Annotated in this window: 13 protein-coding genes and 1 pseudogene; 9 read left to right on the top strand and 5 right to left on the bottom strand. The window is 63.9% G+C overall.

Annotated features, from left to right (window positions below):
* Nucleotides 1-23 precede the first annotated feature (23 nt).
* Together tolQ and DFR34_RS17070 are read left to right on the top strand one after the other, a co-directional pair.
* Nucleotides 24-713: a protein TolQ gene (tolQ, locus tag DFR34_RS03635; protein WP_444544402.1), complete on the top strand. Its 690-nt coding sequence runs from the start codon at nt 24-26 to the stop codon at nt 711-713.
* 251 nt (nt 714-964) lie between these two features.
* Complete coding sequence (locus DFR34_RS17070; RefSeq protein WP_158281727.1) at nt 965-1,351, top strand: hypothetical protein; 387 nt, start codon at nt 965-967, stop codon at nt 1,349-1,351.
* Here DFR34_RS17070 and DFR34_RS17500 read toward each other — a convergent pair.
* A complete protein-coding gene (locus DFR34_RS17500) occupies nt 1,341-1,511 on the bottom strand; it encodes a hypothetical protein (RefSeq protein WP_245906806.1) in 171 nt (56 codons plus the stop codon). The two genes, DFR34_RS17070 and DFR34_RS17500, sit on opposite strands and share 11 nt — an antisense overlap.
* Nucleotides 1,512-1,526: 15 nt before the next feature.
* Between DFR34_RS17500 and msbA the strand changes: the two genes are divergently transcribed.
* From msbA to DFR34_RS17810, 7 genes and pseudogenes are all read left to right on the top strand, one after another.
* Nucleotides 1,527-3,287, top strand: a complete 1,761-nt coding sequence (gene msbA / locus DFR34_RS03625; RefSeq protein WP_110389798.1) for a lipid A export permease/ATP-binding protein MsbA — start codon at nt 1,527-1,529, stop codon at nt 3,285-3,287.
* Entirely contained in the window at nt 3,280-4,377 is a 1,098-nt protein-coding gene (locus tag DFR34_RS03620) for a glycosyltransferase family 4 protein (RefSeq protein WP_110389797.1), read from the top strand. The genes msbA and DFR34_RS03620 overlap by 8 nt, the downstream gene beginning before the upstream one ends.
* Nucleotides 4,378-4,379: 2 nt before the next feature.
* A complete protein-coding gene (locus DFR34_RS03615) occupies nt 4,380-5,204 on the top strand; it encodes a polysaccharide deacetylase family protein (RefSeq protein WP_110389796.1) in 825 nt (274 codons plus the stop codon).
* Nucleotides 5,204-6,337, top strand: coding sequence for a glycosyltransferase family 9 protein (locus tag DFR34_RS03610; RefSeq protein WP_110389922.1), 1,134 nt, complete (start codon nt 5,204-5,206; stop codon nt 6,335-6,337). The genes DFR34_RS03615 and DFR34_RS03610 overlap by 1 nt, the downstream gene beginning before the upstream one ends.
* Nucleotides 6,334-7,527 (top strand): glycosyltransferase, encoded by a 1,194-nt coding sequence (locus DFR34_RS03605; RefSeq protein WP_110389795.1) that lies wholly within the window; start codon nt 6,334-6,336, stop codon nt 7,525-7,527. Before DFR34_RS03610 ends, DFR34_RS03605 begins: the two co-directional genes overlap by 4 nt.
* Nucleotides 7,524-8,651: a glycosyltransferase family 9 protein gene (locus DFR34_RS03600; RefSeq protein ID WP_110389794.1), complete on the top strand. Its 1,128-nt coding sequence runs from the start codon at nt 7,524-7,526 to the stop codon at nt 8,649-8,651. Before DFR34_RS03605 ends, DFR34_RS03600 begins: the two co-directional genes overlap by 4 nt.
* A pseudogene (locus DFR34_RS17810) lies at nt 8,651-9,706 on the top strand (hypothetical protein); the annotation flags it as partial. The gene DFR34_RS03600 and the pseudogene DFR34_RS17810, both read left to right, overlap by 1 nt.
* Here the strand turns inward: DFR34_RS17810 and DFR34_RS03590 are convergent.
* From DFR34_RS03590 to DFR34_RS03575, 4 genes are all read right to left on the bottom strand, one after another.
* A complete protein-coding gene (locus tag DFR34_RS03590) occupies nt 9,704-11,791 on the bottom strand; it encodes a methyl-accepting chemotaxis protein (protein WP_110389792.1) in 2,088 nt (695 codons plus the stop codon). The pseudogene DFR34_RS17810 and the gene DFR34_RS03590 overlap by 3 nt on opposite strands.
* A 431-nt stretch (nt 11,792-12,222) precedes the next feature.
* On the bottom strand, nt 12,223-13,854 hold the full coding sequence (locus DFR34_RS03585; protein WP_110389791.1) for a methyl-accepting chemotaxis protein: 1,632 nt from the start codon (nt 13,852-13,854) through the stop codon (nt 12,223-12,225).
* 281 nt (nt 13,855-14,135) lie between these two features.
* The gene (murA, locus tag DFR34_RS03580; protein ID WP_110389790.1) at nt 14,136-15,386 is read right to left on the bottom strand and encodes a UDP-N-acetylglucosamine 1-carboxyvinyltransferase; all 1,251 of its coding nucleotides are present in this window, start codon (nt 15,384-15,386) and stop codon (nt 14,136-14,138) included.
* 82 nt (nt 15,387-15,468) lie between these two features.
* Entirely contained in the window at nt 15,469-15,714 is a 246-nt protein-coding gene (locus tag DFR34_RS03575; protein WP_110389789.1) for a BolA family protein, read from the bottom strand.
* Between the last annotated feature and the right edge of the window lie 73 nt (nt 15,715-15,787).

Below are 15,787 nucleotides of genomic sequence, written 5' to 3'. Positions count from 1 at the left end.
CGTTCAACAAGGACCCAGACACCGTGGAAAGTGGAAATTCCCTGTCGATGATCTCGCTGATCATGCACGCCAGCCTGCCGGTGCAGTTGATCATGGCGCTGCTGGTGGCGCTGTCGGTGATTTCGTGGAGCTTTATCGTCAGCAAGCTGATCACCCTGCGCGCCGTGGGGCGCAGCACCGATGATTTCGAGCGCACCTTCTGGAGCGGCGCGGATCTGAACAGCATGTACCAGCGCGTCAGCGCCAACCAGAACAGCATGGGCATGGAAAAAATCTTCCAGGCCGGCTTTGGTGAATTTATCAAGCTGCGTCGTCAGGGTGGGGTGGAGTTGTCCGACCTGATGGACGGCACCCGCCGGGCAATGAAGGCGGCGGCGCAACGCGAGCTGGACGAGCTGGATCGCCACACGGCGTTTTTGGCCACCGTGGGCTCGGTCAGCCCGTATATTGGTCTGTTTGGCACGGTGTGGGGCATCATGCATGCCTTTATTGGCCTGGGTAACGCCGGCAGCGCAACCTTGTCCACCGTGGCGCCCGGCATTGCCGAGGCGCTGATCGCCACGGCGATTGGCCTGTTTGCCGCCATCCCGGCGGTGGTGGCGTATAACCGCTTTGCCCACGACACCGACCGCTTTGCCACCCGCTTTGACACCTTTGGCGAAGAATTTTCCAACATCCTGCAACGCCAGGCGGCACGCGGCCACAGCAACTGACGGCCAAGCCCACAAGACAAAACCCCGTCAGGCCAGCATGGGCCTGACGGGGTTTTTTGTTGATGTGTGTTCGGCAGGCGACGCTTTCGCCCGGGGCAAGGTAGGCAATGCGCCAACCAAAAAACAGCACATCAAGAAAGTGGCGCCCCCAATCGGGCGCCAGGACCGCCGCCAGCACGCGTCAAATACCTGGACGAATCTGTGATGATGCTCATGTTTGAGCATCATCCATTCGAACCTGGGCTACGCCCTTGGTATTTACCAGCCGTGCATGGCTGATCGGTAAAATCAGATTATATCGCCCACATATATTCGTCAATGCGTTTTTATACGCACCCAAACAAATTTTTAACAAAATTTACGCAGCGACCGCGACAGTGTTTTATGTTTTCTGCGTGGCGGCAATATTTGCCGGGATGCGGAAAATTTTTTCCGCACCGTATAAACACCAAATCACACCACTCAAACACCAACAACACAACACATTGATTCAAATATTAAAAATACAGAGTCGCGCTGCAAGAAAGCCCACAGCCGAACACACACGCTCCGAAATGAGAGCTGTTTCTACGTTTCAACCCTCAATTAAAGCGCATCATCCATCAAAAATCTTACAACATGAGTTTCTCAGCGGCTGACACAAAAACAAACAGGTATTTTTTGCCGGCCAATATCAAGCGCAAAGCCAAAAAAAGCTGAAATGGCATATTTTGCCGCAATGCCGGAAATTCTTGCCGGCGTGGCAACGCAAGCGCGCGCCCCGAACAACGGTTTTACGCTACAATCAGCGGTTTTCATCGCGACTTTCTCACCATGTCCGACCCCCACGCCATCAACAGCTTTGGCCTGTACAAGCGTCTGTTTGGCTATCTCAAGCAATACTGGCGGTTATTTGCCCTGTCGCTGCTGGCGCTGGCCGTGGCGGCTGCCACCGAGCCGGCGTTTGCCCGACTGATGAAACCGCTGGTGGATGGCGGTTTTGTCGAGCGCGACCCCGAGCGCATGATCTGGACGCCGGTGGCCATTGTTGGCCTGTTCTTGCTGCGCGGCCTCACCAGCTTTATCAATGATTACTCCACCACCTGGCTGGCCGGGCATCTGGTGATGCGGCTGCGCGAAGAGATGTTCAGCAAGCTGTTGCGTCTGCCGGTCAGCTACTACGACGACAACGCCTCGGGCCGTGTGCTGTCGCGCATCGCCTACGACGTCAATCAAGTCACCGAAGCCGGCTTTAACATCATCACCGTGACGGTGAAGGATGGCATCACCATCCTCGGCCTGCTGGCGCTGCTGTTTTACACCGATTGGCAGCTGACCTTGATCTGCCTGACCATGATTCCGGTGGTGGGCATCAGTATCCGCTACGTTGGCCGTCGCCTGCGTGCGCTGTCGCGGCAAAACCAGGCCACCATGGGGCAGATGACCCAGGTGCTGGGCGAATCCATCGACTGTCAGCGCGTGGTCAAGGTGTATGGCGGCGCGCCCTACGAGTTGCGCCGCTTTATGGCCGCCGCCAATCAACTGCGCCAGAACGGCGTCAAGCAGGCGGCGACCTCGTCGTCCAACACCGGCATCACCCAGCTGATTGTCTCGGTGGCGCTGGCGGTGATCATCTACTTTGCCAGCCTGCGCGCCAGCCACAACCAGTTTACCGCTGGCGATTTCATGTCGTTTCTGACGGCGATGATCATGCTGTTTGCCCCGGTCAAGCGCATCACCAGCATTAACCAATCGCTGCAAAAAGGCCTGGCCGCCGCCGAGAGCGTGTTTGGCTTTCTGGATGAAGCCAGCGAGCACGACCCCGGCACGCGCGAGCTGAAGCAGCCGCGCGGCAAGCTGGACTTTAATCAAGTGGGCTTTTGCTACCCCAAGGCCGAGCGCGAGGCGCTGTCGGCAATTGATTTGCATATTGCCCCCGGCGAAACCGTGGCCCTGGTGGGCAGTTCGGGCAGCGGCAAAACCACGCTGGTCAACCTCTTGCCGCGCTTTTATGACCCCAGCGCCGGGCAAATCCTGCTGGACGACGTGCCGCTGGCCGAGCTGCGCTTGGCCAATCTGCGCAGCCACATTGCCATGGTCAGCCAGGATGTGACGCTGTTCAACGACAGCGTGGCCGCCAATATCGCCTATGGCTGCTTTGAACAGGTCAACCGCGAGCAAATCATCGAGGCGGCGCGCGCCGCCAATGCGCTGGACTTTATCGAGGCCATGCCGCAGGGCTTTGACACGCTGATTGGCGAAAACGGCGTGCGTCTCTCCGGCGGCCAGCGCCAGCGACTGGCGATTGCCCGCGCGCTGCTGAAAAACGCGCCGGTGCTGATTCTGGACGAAGCCACCAGCGCGCTGGACACCCAGTCCGAACGGCTGGTGCAAGCCGCGCTGGAGCGGCTGATGGAGAACCGCACCACGATTGTGATTGCGCATCGGCTGTCCACCATTGAAAATGCTGATCGCATCGTGGTGATGCAACAGGGTCGCATTGTGGAAGTGGGCGCCCACGCCGAGCTGTTGGCGCTGGATGGCGTTTACGCCACCCTGCACCGTCTGCAATTCAAGGAGCCGCAACATGGCTGAGCTGGTGGTGCTGCACACCGAGTCGTCCAAGGGCTGGGGCGGCCAGGAGCACCGCACACTGAAAGAAGCGCGCGGCCTGGCCCGCCATGGCGTGCGCGTGCTGTTTGCCTGCCAGCCCGGCAGCCGGCTGGCCGAGCGCGCCAGCGCCGAGGGCTTTGCCGTCAGCCTGATGCGCATGCGCAGCAGCGTGGATGTTGGCGCGGTGGCCACCTTGGTCAAACTGATTCAGCGCGAGCGGGTGGACGTGGTCAACACCCACAGCGGCCGCGACAGCCTGCTGGCCGGCCTGGCCGGCCGCCTGGCCTGGCGCCAGCCGCTGGTGGTGCGCACCCGCCATCTGGCCCTGCCGATCACCTCGCGCTTTACCTATTCGGTGTTGCCGCACCATGTGGTGGCGGTCAGCGAATATGTGCGCGAATACCTGATCAGCGAAGGTGTGGCAGCGGATCAGGTCAGCACCATTTACACCGGCATCGAGCCGGATGCGCTGGCGCTGGATGGCCCGTCCTCGCTGCGCGGCGAGCTGGGCCTGGGGCCGGATGCGCCGCTGGTGGGCACGGTGGCGATTCTGCGCCAGAAAAAAGGCCATCACCTGATTGTGGACGCCGTGCCGGAGATTTTGCGCGCCGTGCCGGACGCGCATTTTGTGTTTGCCGGCGATGGCCCGCAGACCGACAATCTCAAAGCGCAAATCGCCCGCCTGGGCGTGGCCGGGCGCGTACACCTGCTGGGCCTGCGCCGCGATGTGGCCAATGTGCTGGCCGGGCTGGATTTGTTTGTGTTGCCCACCCGCGAAGAAGCGCTGGGCACGGCCTATATCGAAGCCATGGCCATGGGCCTGCCGATTGTCGGCACCCAGGTGGGCGGCGTGCCGGAAGTGGTGGGCGATGGCGACAACGGCCTGCTGGTGCCGGTGGACGACAGCCCTGCCTTGGCCGAGGCGATTATCCGCCTGCTCAACGACCCGGCCATGCGCGCGGCCATGGCAGCGCGCAGCCGTGACCGGGTGGCCAGCCACTTCCTGACTGACACCATGTGCGAACATATGCTGTTGCTGTATCGCCGCCTGTTGGCGGGCCGGAGCCGATAACCATGCCTGCATCCGTCGTTCCCGTGCTGATGTACCACCATGTCAGCCCTACGCCTGGCTTGATCACCGTGTCGCCCGCACACTTTGCCGCGCAGATGTGCTGGCTCAAGCGTCACGGCTACACCACGCTGACGCTGGATGCGCTGGCGGGTTTTCTGGCGGGCGAGCCGGTGCCGGCTAAATCCGTGGTGATCAGTTTTGACGACGGGTATCTGGACAACTGGGTATACGCGCATCCGGTGCTGGAGCAATACGGCCTGCATGCCGTACTGTTTTTGATTACCCGCTGGCTGGGCGAAGGGCCGTTGCGCCCTCATGCCGGTCAGGGCAATACACCGTTGCCCGCCTGCCTGAGCCACCATGCCGGCAAGACAGCCATTGACGCTGGCCAGACCGATTTGGTGATGATGCGCTGGAGCGAAGTGCTGGCTGCCCGCGATGCCGGCACGTTTGAATTTCACAGCCATACCCACACCCATAACCGCTGGGACAAAATCTACCCCGGCGACGCCGACAACAAGTCCAAGGCGCTGGCGCATGATCTGGCCAGCAGCCGCAACCTGTTGACCGAACGCCTGGGTGAAGTCAGTAGCCACCTGTGCTGGCCGCAAGGCTATTATGACGACGACTATATCCGCGTGGCTGAAGCCGCAGGTTTTCGTCATCTGTACACTACCGAGCCAGGCGTGGTGGGCGCTGACAGCATGGCCAGCCGGCTGCCGCGCATCGTGGTGAAAGATCGCGGGCTGGGCTGGTTTGCCCCACGCATGTGGGCCTACCGGCAGCCGGCGTTGGCGCGCTGGTATCTGGGGCGGAAGTCGCGCTGATGGGCACGCACCTGCGCGAGCACGCGCTGAAACTGGCCATGCGCCTGGCCAAGCGGCTGGATCGTCGCCAGCCCGATCCGGCCGAGCTGGGCAGCGCCACCATCCAGCGCATTCTGGTGGTGTCCTGCACCGCCATCGGCGACACGCTGATGTCCACCCCGGCCATCCGCAGCCTGCGGCTGGCGTATCCGCATGCCCACCTGACCTTGCTGATTCACCCCGCCTACCGTGAGCTGTTTGCCTCGCTGCCCGGCGTGAACGCCATGCTGGGCTATCGCGGTGGCTGGAAGGGTTTTGTGCGATTGGCGCTGACCCTGCATCGCCAATCATTTGACCTGGCGGTGATTCTACACGGCAACGAGCCGCAAGCCACGCCGCTGGCGTATTTGTCTGGCGCGCGCTGGATTTTCAAGCTGCCCAACGCCGGCAACCCTTTTCAGTTTTTATTGAGCAACCGCGAACCACAGCTGCGCTGGGAGGATTTCCAGCACGGTATCGAGCAAAGACTGGCCACTGCCGCCTTGGCCGGTGGCGCACCGACTGACTGGGCGATGGATATGCCGGTGGGCGACCACGAGCGGCTGTTGGTGGATGACTGGCTGGCGCGCCAGGGGGTAAAGCCGGCCCAGCGCGTGCTGGGCCTGCAAGCCGGCGCCAGCACGGTGAGCCGGCGCTGGCCGGCCGGGCGGCTGGCCGAGCTGGCGCGCCGGCTGCTGGCCGCCGACCCGCAACTGGCGATTGTGTTGACCGGCTCGGCCGCCGAACTGCCGCTGATTGAGCGCATCGCCGCCGACATTGCCAACCCGCGTGCCATCATCAGCGCTGGCGCCGTGCCCTTGGCGCATTTGCCGGCGCTGATGGCGCGCATGAGCGCGCTGGTCACCCCCGACACCGGCGCCTTGCACCTGGCGGTGGCGGTGGGCACGCCGGTGATTGCCCTGTTTGCCGTGTCCGACTGGCGGCGCAGCGGCCCGGCGGTGGCGTTGGAAAAACACACGGTGATTCAAAAATGGCGCACCTGTGCGCCCTGTCTGTCTAAGCGCTGCCCCTACCCGGAACCGCCCTGTATGGACTTGATCAGTGTGGATGAAGTCGAAGCCGCCTGTCGCCAGCGCCTGGATCTACTCACATGAGTCAGCGCCTGTTATTGCTGGACAATGGCCGTGAATGGGGCGGCGGCACCAACAGCCTGCTGGCCTTGCTGGCGCGGCTGGATCGCGCCCGCCATGCGGTGGACGCGGTGTTTTATCACGATTATGCCGGTGGCCCGCTGGGCCAGCTCAGCCGCAGCCTGGCGGCATTGCATGTGCCGCTGGCCATTCAGCCGCAGCGCCGGCAGCCGCTGTGGGCCAAGCTGGGCAAAGAGCTGGCGCGCGGCGTGCTGACCCCGCTGCCCGGCTGGCGCGCCGCCGCCGTCGAGCAGATCGAACTGGCCTGGCGGGTGCGCCCCAATGCCCAACAGCTGGCCGCGCGGCTGCGCCAGGGCGGCTATCAGGCGCTGTACATGAACAACCAGCCGCAATCCAATCTGGAAGGCTATCTGGCCGCCCAACTGGCCGGCGTGCCGGTGATTCAGCACTGCCGCAGCAATCCGGCGCTGTCGCCGCGCGCGGTGGCCGCCGCCAACCAGGCGGCGCGCATCATCGCCGTGTCGCACGGCATTGCCGACAGCCTGCGCGCGCAGGGGGTCGATCCGGCGCGCATCCGTGTGGTCGCCAACGGCATCGACCCGACCCAGCCCCTGCCCGACCCGGCCGCCTGCCGCGCCCGGCTGGGCGTGTCGGCCGACACCGTGGTGATTGGCACGGTGTGCTCGCTGCTGCCGCGCAAGGGCGTGGCGGATTTACTCACTGCCGTGGCGCGGCTGCGCAGCGCCACGCCGCTGTGTGTGCTGGTGATTGGCGACGGCCCGCAGCGCAGTGCGCTAGCGCAGCAAGCCCACGCCGCCGGCCTGGACGAGTGCGTGCGTTTTGTCGGGTTTCAGGCGCAGGTGCTGGAATGGACCGCCGCGCTGGATATCTGCGTGCTGGCCAGCGCCAGCGAAGGCCTGCCGCGCGTGCTGCTGGAAGCCATGTTGCTGGGCAAGCCGGTGGTGGCTTCGCGCGTCACCGGCTCGGCCGAGCTGGTGGTGGATGACCACACGGGCCTGTTGTTTCCCTACGCCGACGCCGAGGCGCTGGCCGCCGCGCTGGCCGCCTTGATCGCCGACCCGGCCCGCCGCCAGGCCATGGGCGCCGCCGGGCGGGCGCGGGTGCTGGCTGAGTACACGCTGGACAGCTATGTGGCCGGCGTCACGCGCGTGTTTGACGAGGTGTTGTCATGATGGCTTTGTTGCTGACCTGGCTGTGCTGGCCATGGCTGGCCTGGCGCGCCCGCGCCGCGCGCGCCACCCCGGTGCGCCGCATTCTGCTGATTCAAACCGCCAAGATTGGCGACATGCTGTGCGCCACGCCAGTGATTGCCGCGCTGCGCGCCGCCTATCCGCACGCCGAGCTGACCGTGCTGCACGACCCCATCACCAGCCGCATCATCGCCCATCAGCCGGGCCTGCGCCGTCTGGCGCAGCCGGCGCGGGCGTTTCGCGGCCTGGCGGGCCGCCGCGCGCTGCTGCGCCTGCTGCGTGACGGCCAGTACGACACCGTGCTGACATTGTCGCCCAATCTGTCGTTCTGGCTGGCGCCGTTCTGGGCTGGCGCGGCGCGGCGCTGGTCGATTGTGCCCACCTGGCCGGGGCGCACGCTGGCGGCGGCGCGCGCCTGCTTGAGCGATGGCGAGGCGCACCAGCCGGGCGAATTGGTGCTGGACACCCTGGCCCGCCTGCTGTCCCGCCACGGCGTGACGCTGGGCCGCGACAAGCAGATTCATCTGGCCGACAGCGCCGCCGCCGCGCTGGCGGCGCTGCACCTGCCGGCTGGGCGCGCCATCGGTCTGGGGGTGAGCGCCGCCAACAAACTCAAAGAACTGGGCGTGCCCAAGCTGGTGGAAGTCTGCCAGCGCCTGCTGGCCGCCAGCGACGCCCATCTGGTGTTGATTGGCAGCGGCGGCGACAGCCCGCTGGCGCAGGCAATTGCCAGCCAGGTCAACAGCCCGCGCCTGATCGACGCCACCGGGCGCTTTCAGCTGGACGAGCTGCCGGCGCTGTTGCAGCGGTTGGATGGCTATGTCGGCGTGGATTCCGGCATCACTTATCTGGCTGACACCGTGCACACGCCGATTGTCACCGTGGTCGGCCCCACCGACCCGCGCGAGCAGCGCGCGCTGGGGCAGCGGGTGATTCGCATCGCGCCAGTGGATTTGCCGTGTTATCCCTGCGCCTTTGTGTTTGCCACGCCCTCGCGCTGCCACACCGGCACGCGCGCCTGTATTGAATCGATTTCCGCCCAGCAGATTGCCGACGCCGCGCTGTCGCTGCTGGATGCCGACGCCGACCGAAAGGCTCCCGTCTGATGCTCGCACCCCGCCGCCATACCGCCGCCCTTTGGCTGACACTGATTTTATTGATTGTCTGGTCGATTCCGCACACCGTGGCCTTGCGCTATACGCTGATGACCGGGCTGGCCTTGTGTGTGTTCAGTGTGCCGGCGGTGCGTCAGGCGGTGGCGGCGCAGTGGCGCAGCCAACCCGCTTTGTGGATTTATCTGGCGCTGTCGGCCTGGTTGCTGATTCAGATTCCCACCGTGGCCATGCACCCCCAAGAAACCCTGGAAGAGCTGCGCGGCCAGTGGCTGAAAAGCTCGCTGGCCTTGCTGCTGGGCATGGGGGTGATGCAACTGGGCCGCACCACACCGGGCAGCTCGCGCGCGGTGGTGTTCAACCGGGTGTTTGTGGCGCTGGGTCTGGCGGTGTGGATTCAGGGGGCGGACTATCTGTGGGCCTGGCTGGTGCTGGGCGAGCCGTCGTTTAACTCGACCGGCGTTTTCAATGGCAAGGTGCAGGTGTCGTATCTGGCCAATCTGTTTTTGTCGCTGTGCATGGCCGAGGCGTTCAGCCGGGTGTGCGGCGGCGGGCGTCAGGTGGCCGTGTCCACCCCGCTGCTGGCAGCGTGGGCCTTGTGTGCGGTGGCGGTGACGTTTTTTTCCGGTGCGCGCAATGGCCTGATTGGCGTGGTATTGCTGTGTGTCTCCACCGGCTTGCTGATGCTGTATTACGCGCCGTCGCGTATTCGCCCGTGGCAACGGCTGGGCGGTTTTGCCTTGCTGCTGTGTGTGGCGGCCGGCCTGGCGGGCGCGCAGCTGAAAACCGACACGCGCTGGGCGCGCTTTATCGAATCCACGTCGTATTCTTTTCAGACCGACACCGTGCTGAGCTGGCTGGACCCCAAGCGCTACCCGTATCCGATTTTGTCCGATGGCCAGCCACTGGATGATTCCGCCTACGAACGCACCGCCTGGATCATCGTCGGTATGAAGCTGTCTGCCGAACACAAGCTGGGCGTGGGCTTTACCCGCAAGGCGTACACCAACACGGTGATGGACAAATACGGCGTGCTGGTGCGCCACTCACACAGCGGCCTGGTGGAATACACCCTGGGCATGGGCTGGCCCGGCATTGCGCTGTGGGCGGCGTTTTTGCTGACGGTGTTCAGCCAGGGCCTGCGCCGGCTGCTGCGCAAACACGACACGCTGGCGCTGGCCAGCATGTTTCTGATCAGCGGCTTTGCCGGGCGCATGATCATCGAAAACGTCACCCGCGATCACATGATGGAAATGTTCATGTTTTTGATCGGGCTGATGCTGGCCGCGCTGGTGCGGCCAGCCCAAGCGCGTTAACGGGCGTTCTCTACCCGAAAAAAAATGCATCAGCTGTTGCAGTGATTCGGCTTGTGCGCCCAGTTCTTCCGAGGTGGCGGCCAGTTGCTCCGACGCCGCCGCGTTTTGCTGGGTGGCCTGGTTCAGCTGCCCCATCGCCTGATTGATCTGGCCAATGCCGGCGGATTGCTCATCCGAGGCGGCGGCGATTTCGCGCACCAAGTCCGCCGTGCGGCCAATCGCCGGCACAATCCGGTGCAGCAACTCGCCAGCGCGCTCGGCCTGGCGCACGGTGTCGCCGGCCACCGCGCCGATTTCCCCGGCCGCCACCTGGCTGCGCTCGGCCAGCTTGCGCACCTCCGCCGCCACCACGGCAAAGCCCTTGCCATGCTCGCCAGCCCGGGCGGCCTCAATCGCCGCGTTCAAGGCCAACAGATTGGTCTGGTAGGCGATATCGTCGATGATGCCCACCTTGCCGGCAATCTGCTGCATGGCGCGCACATTGCCGCTGACCGCCTCCCCGCCGGTTTCGGCTTCGCGGGCGGCATCCATCGCCATGGTTTCGGTGGCGCGGGCGTTTTGCGTGTTATTGCTCACCGAGGCGCTGGCCTGTTCCAGCGTGCTGGAGATTTCTTCCACCGACGAAGCCTGCTGGCTGGCGGCCTGCGACAGGCTTTGCGCAGTGGCCGAGACTTCTACCGACGCCGACGACAGATTGTCCGCCGCGCCGCGCACCTGGCCGATGATGTCGGCCAACCGCTCGACCATATGCGCCATGGCGGCCAGCAGGCGGCCGATTTCATCGTCGCGCTCGGCGTGCACGCGCACGGTCAAATCGCCGTCGGCCAGCGCATTGGCGGCGGTGACCGCCTGCTGAATCGGCGCCAGCACCACCCGGCGCAGCACCAGCATCAGCAGCGCCAGCAGGGCGATGGTAATGCCCAGCCCGGACAGCAGCACCGGCAGCGCGGCGCGGCGGCCGGCGGCGGCCACTTCATCCTCGCTATAGGCCACCGCCACGGCAAACCCCCAGGCCGGGAACGGCTGCTCGATGACGCGCCATTCGCCCTCGCCCTGACGCGCTTGTTGCAGTTGCGTCTGAATGCGCTCGGCGCTGGCGGATTGCGAATGCAAAAACGGCCGGCCCTTGCCATCCAGCAGCACAACAAAGCCTGAGCCAAAGGCGCTGGCCTGGCCAATCAGGGTTTTCAGCCCGGCCAGATCAGCCTTGAAACCGACATACCAGGCGCCAATCACCTTGCCGTTTTCCAGGATAGGCTCGTAGCCGGTCAGATAGGGCGCGCCCAGAATATCCACCTGGCCATAAAACGGCTGGCCCTTGCTGAGCATGGCGTAAGCCTGGCTTTGCGGGTCCAGCACGGTGCCCACCGCGCGCTGGCCTTCGGCGGTTTTGACATTGGTGGCGATGCGGACAAAATCCTGGCCTTCGCGGGCAAACAGCGTGGCGCTGCCGCCGGCAATGGCGGTGACGCTGTCCACCAGGGCGGTGTCCAGCGTTTGCACGCGCCCGCCAAAGCGCAGGCCCAGCGGGCGACGGCTGCCGACGGCCACCGCCTCGCCCGCGCTGGCCGGGCCTTGCTGGGCGCTTTTTTCTTTGAATAATTTCATCGCCGAGCGGGTTTGCTCGCCGATCAGGCTGTCGCTCATTTGCAGCAGCTGAATCACCCCGGCAGCGGTGGCTTGCGAGCGCTCGCGCACTTCGTCTTCCAGCTGGCGGGATTGCTTGATCGACAATAACAACGAGCCAATGACCAGGGCGGCCACCAGCGGGGCAAACCCGAACAGGGCGAAACGGGCTTGAAGTCCCAGACCTTTCATCTTGCTTCCTCATGGGGGCATCACGACATGGCGCAGCAGCCAGCCGGGTTGGGCAATGGGCTGCGCAGCAGACACGCTAACAACAATTGCTCAGCAGGGAAAGTGGGAATGATTATTAAGAAATACTGTAAATGACCATGCCTGGCACGGTGACATGCCGGGAAATATCCATGGGTGATATATTTGCAGTTTAGCCTGGCTCGGCGAGTTTGCGTGGCCTACCTACATAAGCCGGTTGGCCATGTAGAAAAAACCATTCTTTGATAAGGGTTAATTGGCTGGCGTTGCCTTAAGGGGCTGGTCTTTGCAAGCCACTGGCATGACTGGCGTCACCGGGCTGTTTGTGCACTTTGCCCGTATGGCATGCGCTGTTGCGGAGGTGGCCGGCCACCAGGCGACTGTGGCCACCTCCGCAACAGAGTTGATCTGGATCAGACGCGGAAATGCCCCACGGCTTCCGCCAGCGAATGGGCATTGGCAGTCAGTTGGCTGGCCGCGCTGGCGGTGCTTTCGATGGCGTGGTGGTGGGTGTCGCTCATGCTGACGATCACCTCCAGCCGTTGGCCCAGCTCGGCCATGGCGTGTTCCTGCTCGCGTAGGGCCAGCGCCACGCCATGGATATGCTGATTGATCTGCTCGGTGTTCTGGCGGATATGGCCAATGGCCTGGCTGACCTCGCCGGTGCGTGCCACGCCCTGATCACTGGCCGTCACGCCGTTTTCCATGGTGCCGACCACTTCGCTCATGCGCTGGGCCAGGGCGCTGGTCTGGCTGGTGATGTCCAGCGTGGTTTGGGCGGTGCGTTCGGCCAGCTTGCGCACTTCGTCGGCCACCACGGCAAAGCCGCGACCCTGCTCGCCGGCGCGCGCGGCTTCAATGGCGGCGTTCAAGGCCAGCAGATTGGTCTGGTCGGCAATGTCATGAATGGTTTGCGTCAGTTGGGCGATGGCGTCGGTTTGCTGATGCAGGTCGGTAATCACCCCGGCCGCATGCTGAAACTGGCCCGCCATGGCCCGCACGCTATCGGCGCTGGCGTGCACCAGTGCTTCACAGGCGGCCACCATATCGCCAGCCTGGTGGGCCTCGTCGCCGACCTGCCCGCTTTGCTCGCCCAATTGGGTGATGCTGTGCTGGATTTCTTCCATGGCTGCGGCCATGGCGCGGGTGGCGTCGCTTTGGGTTTGGGCGCCTTGTTCCATGTGGCACGAGGTGCTGGCCAGCGCCTGGGCGCCGTCATCCAGTTGCACCGCCAGCGTCTGGATGTGCTGGGTGACATGACACAACTGGCTGCGCATGTCGCTGAGCGCACCCAGCAGACTGTCGGGCGCATCGTCGGCTTCGATCTTGCGACTCAGATCGCCCTGGGCAATGCGCTGGGCCAGGCGCACGGCGCGGGCCGGCTCGCCACCCAGCATGCCGAACACCTGGCGGTACAGCCAGATGCCGCCCAGCAGCAGGGTCAAGGCCAGAAACACGCTCAGGCCAATGACGGTGGCGCGCAGACGCTGCACGGTGGCCTCCGTGGCTGCCTCGGATTCTGCCACGCGGACATCGACTTGTCGGGCCATGGCTTCCAACTGGTGAGTGAGCGCCAGTGCACGCTCGTCAAAGCCGCTGCCAGGGGCTTTCATCAGCACATTGCCGGCCTCGCGGCCCTGGGTGATGTATGCCTCGGCCATGGTGGTGCCGGTTTGGTAGTAGTTTTGCGCCAGCGCAGTTATTTTGTCGGTTTCGTCGCGAAAGGCGGTGTCGAATTCTGCAATGGCGCGCAGATTTTTGCCCAGCGCCTGAAAATGCTCGCTGGCATCTTTCAGCCCGTCACGCTCGCCGGTGGCGCTGGCATCGGTCAGAAACTGCTGCACCTGCACCACATGAAAGCGGGCTTCGGTCATATTGTGCTTGAGCACCTGCACCACGGCGTGCTCGCGCTGGTCGTTGTCCAGCACACGTTGCAGGTCGAAATACGCCACGGCAGCCACGATGATCTGCAAGGCAGTCATCACGGCAATAAAACCAATCAACAGGGGGCGCAGGCGGCGGCTGGCCAGAGAAGGAGTAGGCATGGACAAGAAAAGCCGATAAAAACAATCGATTATAACGCAATTCGACTGGTATATTGACTTCAGTCAAACCTTACGCAGATTCTGGCGTCCGCGCTCAGGGCGAGGGCGGCCGGCAAATCATCACTGCACATGGTAAGAATTGCTCACAAAACTCAGTGCAGCGCTCCTGGCGAGGGATGCAGCGGTACGGCAAGGCTGCGCAACAACGCCAGGAAGGTTTTGTGAGCCGCAGCAAACACCCTGCTCGGCCAGCAGGGTGCTGCAGCACTTTCCAGCGGCTTTTAGCTGATGCGCTCGATTTGCGCGCCCACGCCGGCCAGCTTTTGCTCGATATGCTCGTAGCCGCGATCCAGATGGTAAATCCGGTCAACGATGGTTTCGCCATCCGCCACCAGGCCGGCAATCACCAGGCTGGCCGAGGCGCGCAGGTCGGTGGCCATCACCGTGGCGCCCGACAGGCGCGGCACGCCGGTGATGATGGCGGTGTTGCCCTCGGTGGCGATGTTGGCGCCCATGCGGTTCAGCTCGGGCACGTGCATGAAGCGGTTTTCAAAAATGGTTTCGGTGACGCGGCTGGTGCCTTCGGCCAGGGCGTTCAAGGTCATGAACTGCGCCTGCATATCGGTGGGGAAGGCCGGGTAGGGCAGGGTGCGCACATTCACCGCCTTGGGGCGGCGCTTCATGTCCAGCGAAATCCAGTCGTCGCCGGCCTCCACCACGCAGCCGGCTTCCACCAGCTTGTCCAGCACGGCTTCCATGCTGGCGGCGTGGGCGCGGCGCAGCACCACATGGCCCTGGGTGACGGCGGCGGCCACCAGGAAGGTGCCGGCTTCGATGCGGTCTGGCATCACTGCGTGGTCGGCGCCGTGCAGGCGCTCGACGCCTTCGATCACCAGGCGGTCGCTGCCGATGCCGCTGATCTTGGCGCCCATTTTCACCAGGCACTCGGCCAGGTCGGTGACTTCCGGCTCGCGCGCGGCGTTTTCCAGAATGGTGACGCCCTCGGCCAGGGTGGCGGCCATCAGCAGGTTTTCGGTGCCGGTGACGGTGACCATGTCCATCACCACGCGCGCGCCCTTGAGCTTGCCGCGCGCCTTGACGTAGCCATGCTCGATGACAATATCGGCCCCCATCGCCGCCAGGCCCTTGATGTGCTGATCCACCGGCCGGCTGCCAATGGCGCAACCGCCCGGCAGCGACACACTGGCCTCGCCAAAGCGCGCCAGCGTCGGGCCCAGCACCAGAATCGACGCGCGCATGGTTTTCACCAGCTCATACGGCGCTTGCAGGGTGTGGATGTCGCTGGCGGTGAGTTCGTATTCGTGCACATTGTCGGTCATCACCCGCGCGCCCATGCCTTGCAGCAGCTTTTGCGTGGTCAGCACATCGCGCAGCTGCGGCACATTGGTCAGCCGCAGGGTGTCGGCGGTCAGCAGGCTGGCGCACAAAATCGGCAGCGCTGCATTTTTGGCGCCCGACACGGTGATGTCGCCGTTCAGCGGGCCATTGCCGACAATTTTCAGTTTTTCCATGACTTCAATTCAGCCTTTACAAAGGGCAACGGCGCGAAATAGTCGCGCCGGAAACAAGCGTGGTGACGGTGTGGCGCAGCGCTCAGGCTTTTTGCGCCCACTCTTCTGGCGTCAGCGCCTGGGTAATCGACAGCGCGTGCAGCTCGTTGCTGTCCAGCTTGGCGCGGGCGATGTCCATCACCAGACGATGGCGTTCGATCAGGCGCTTGCCCGCAAAGGCCGGCGAGACAATCACCGCAAAAAAGTGATGGCCATCGCCTTCCACGTCCACGTGGGTGCAGTCCAGCTCAGCGGTAATCAGGGTTTTTACCTGTTCGGGAGTCAGCATCAGCAGTCTCTTTTCTTTAAATCTTGAATATCTGGAATGTTGCTAAGCGCGGTTTGCAACACTCAGCGCAGCG

It is taken from the genome of Rivihabitans pingtungensis, assembly GCF_003201855.1.
In the GTDB taxonomy this organism is placed as follows: Bacteria; Pseudomonadota; Gammaproteobacteria; order Burkholderiales; family Aquaspirillaceae; genus Rivihabitans; species Rivihabitans pingtungensis.
This window is presented reverse-complemented; position numbering and strand designations above follow the sequence as displayed.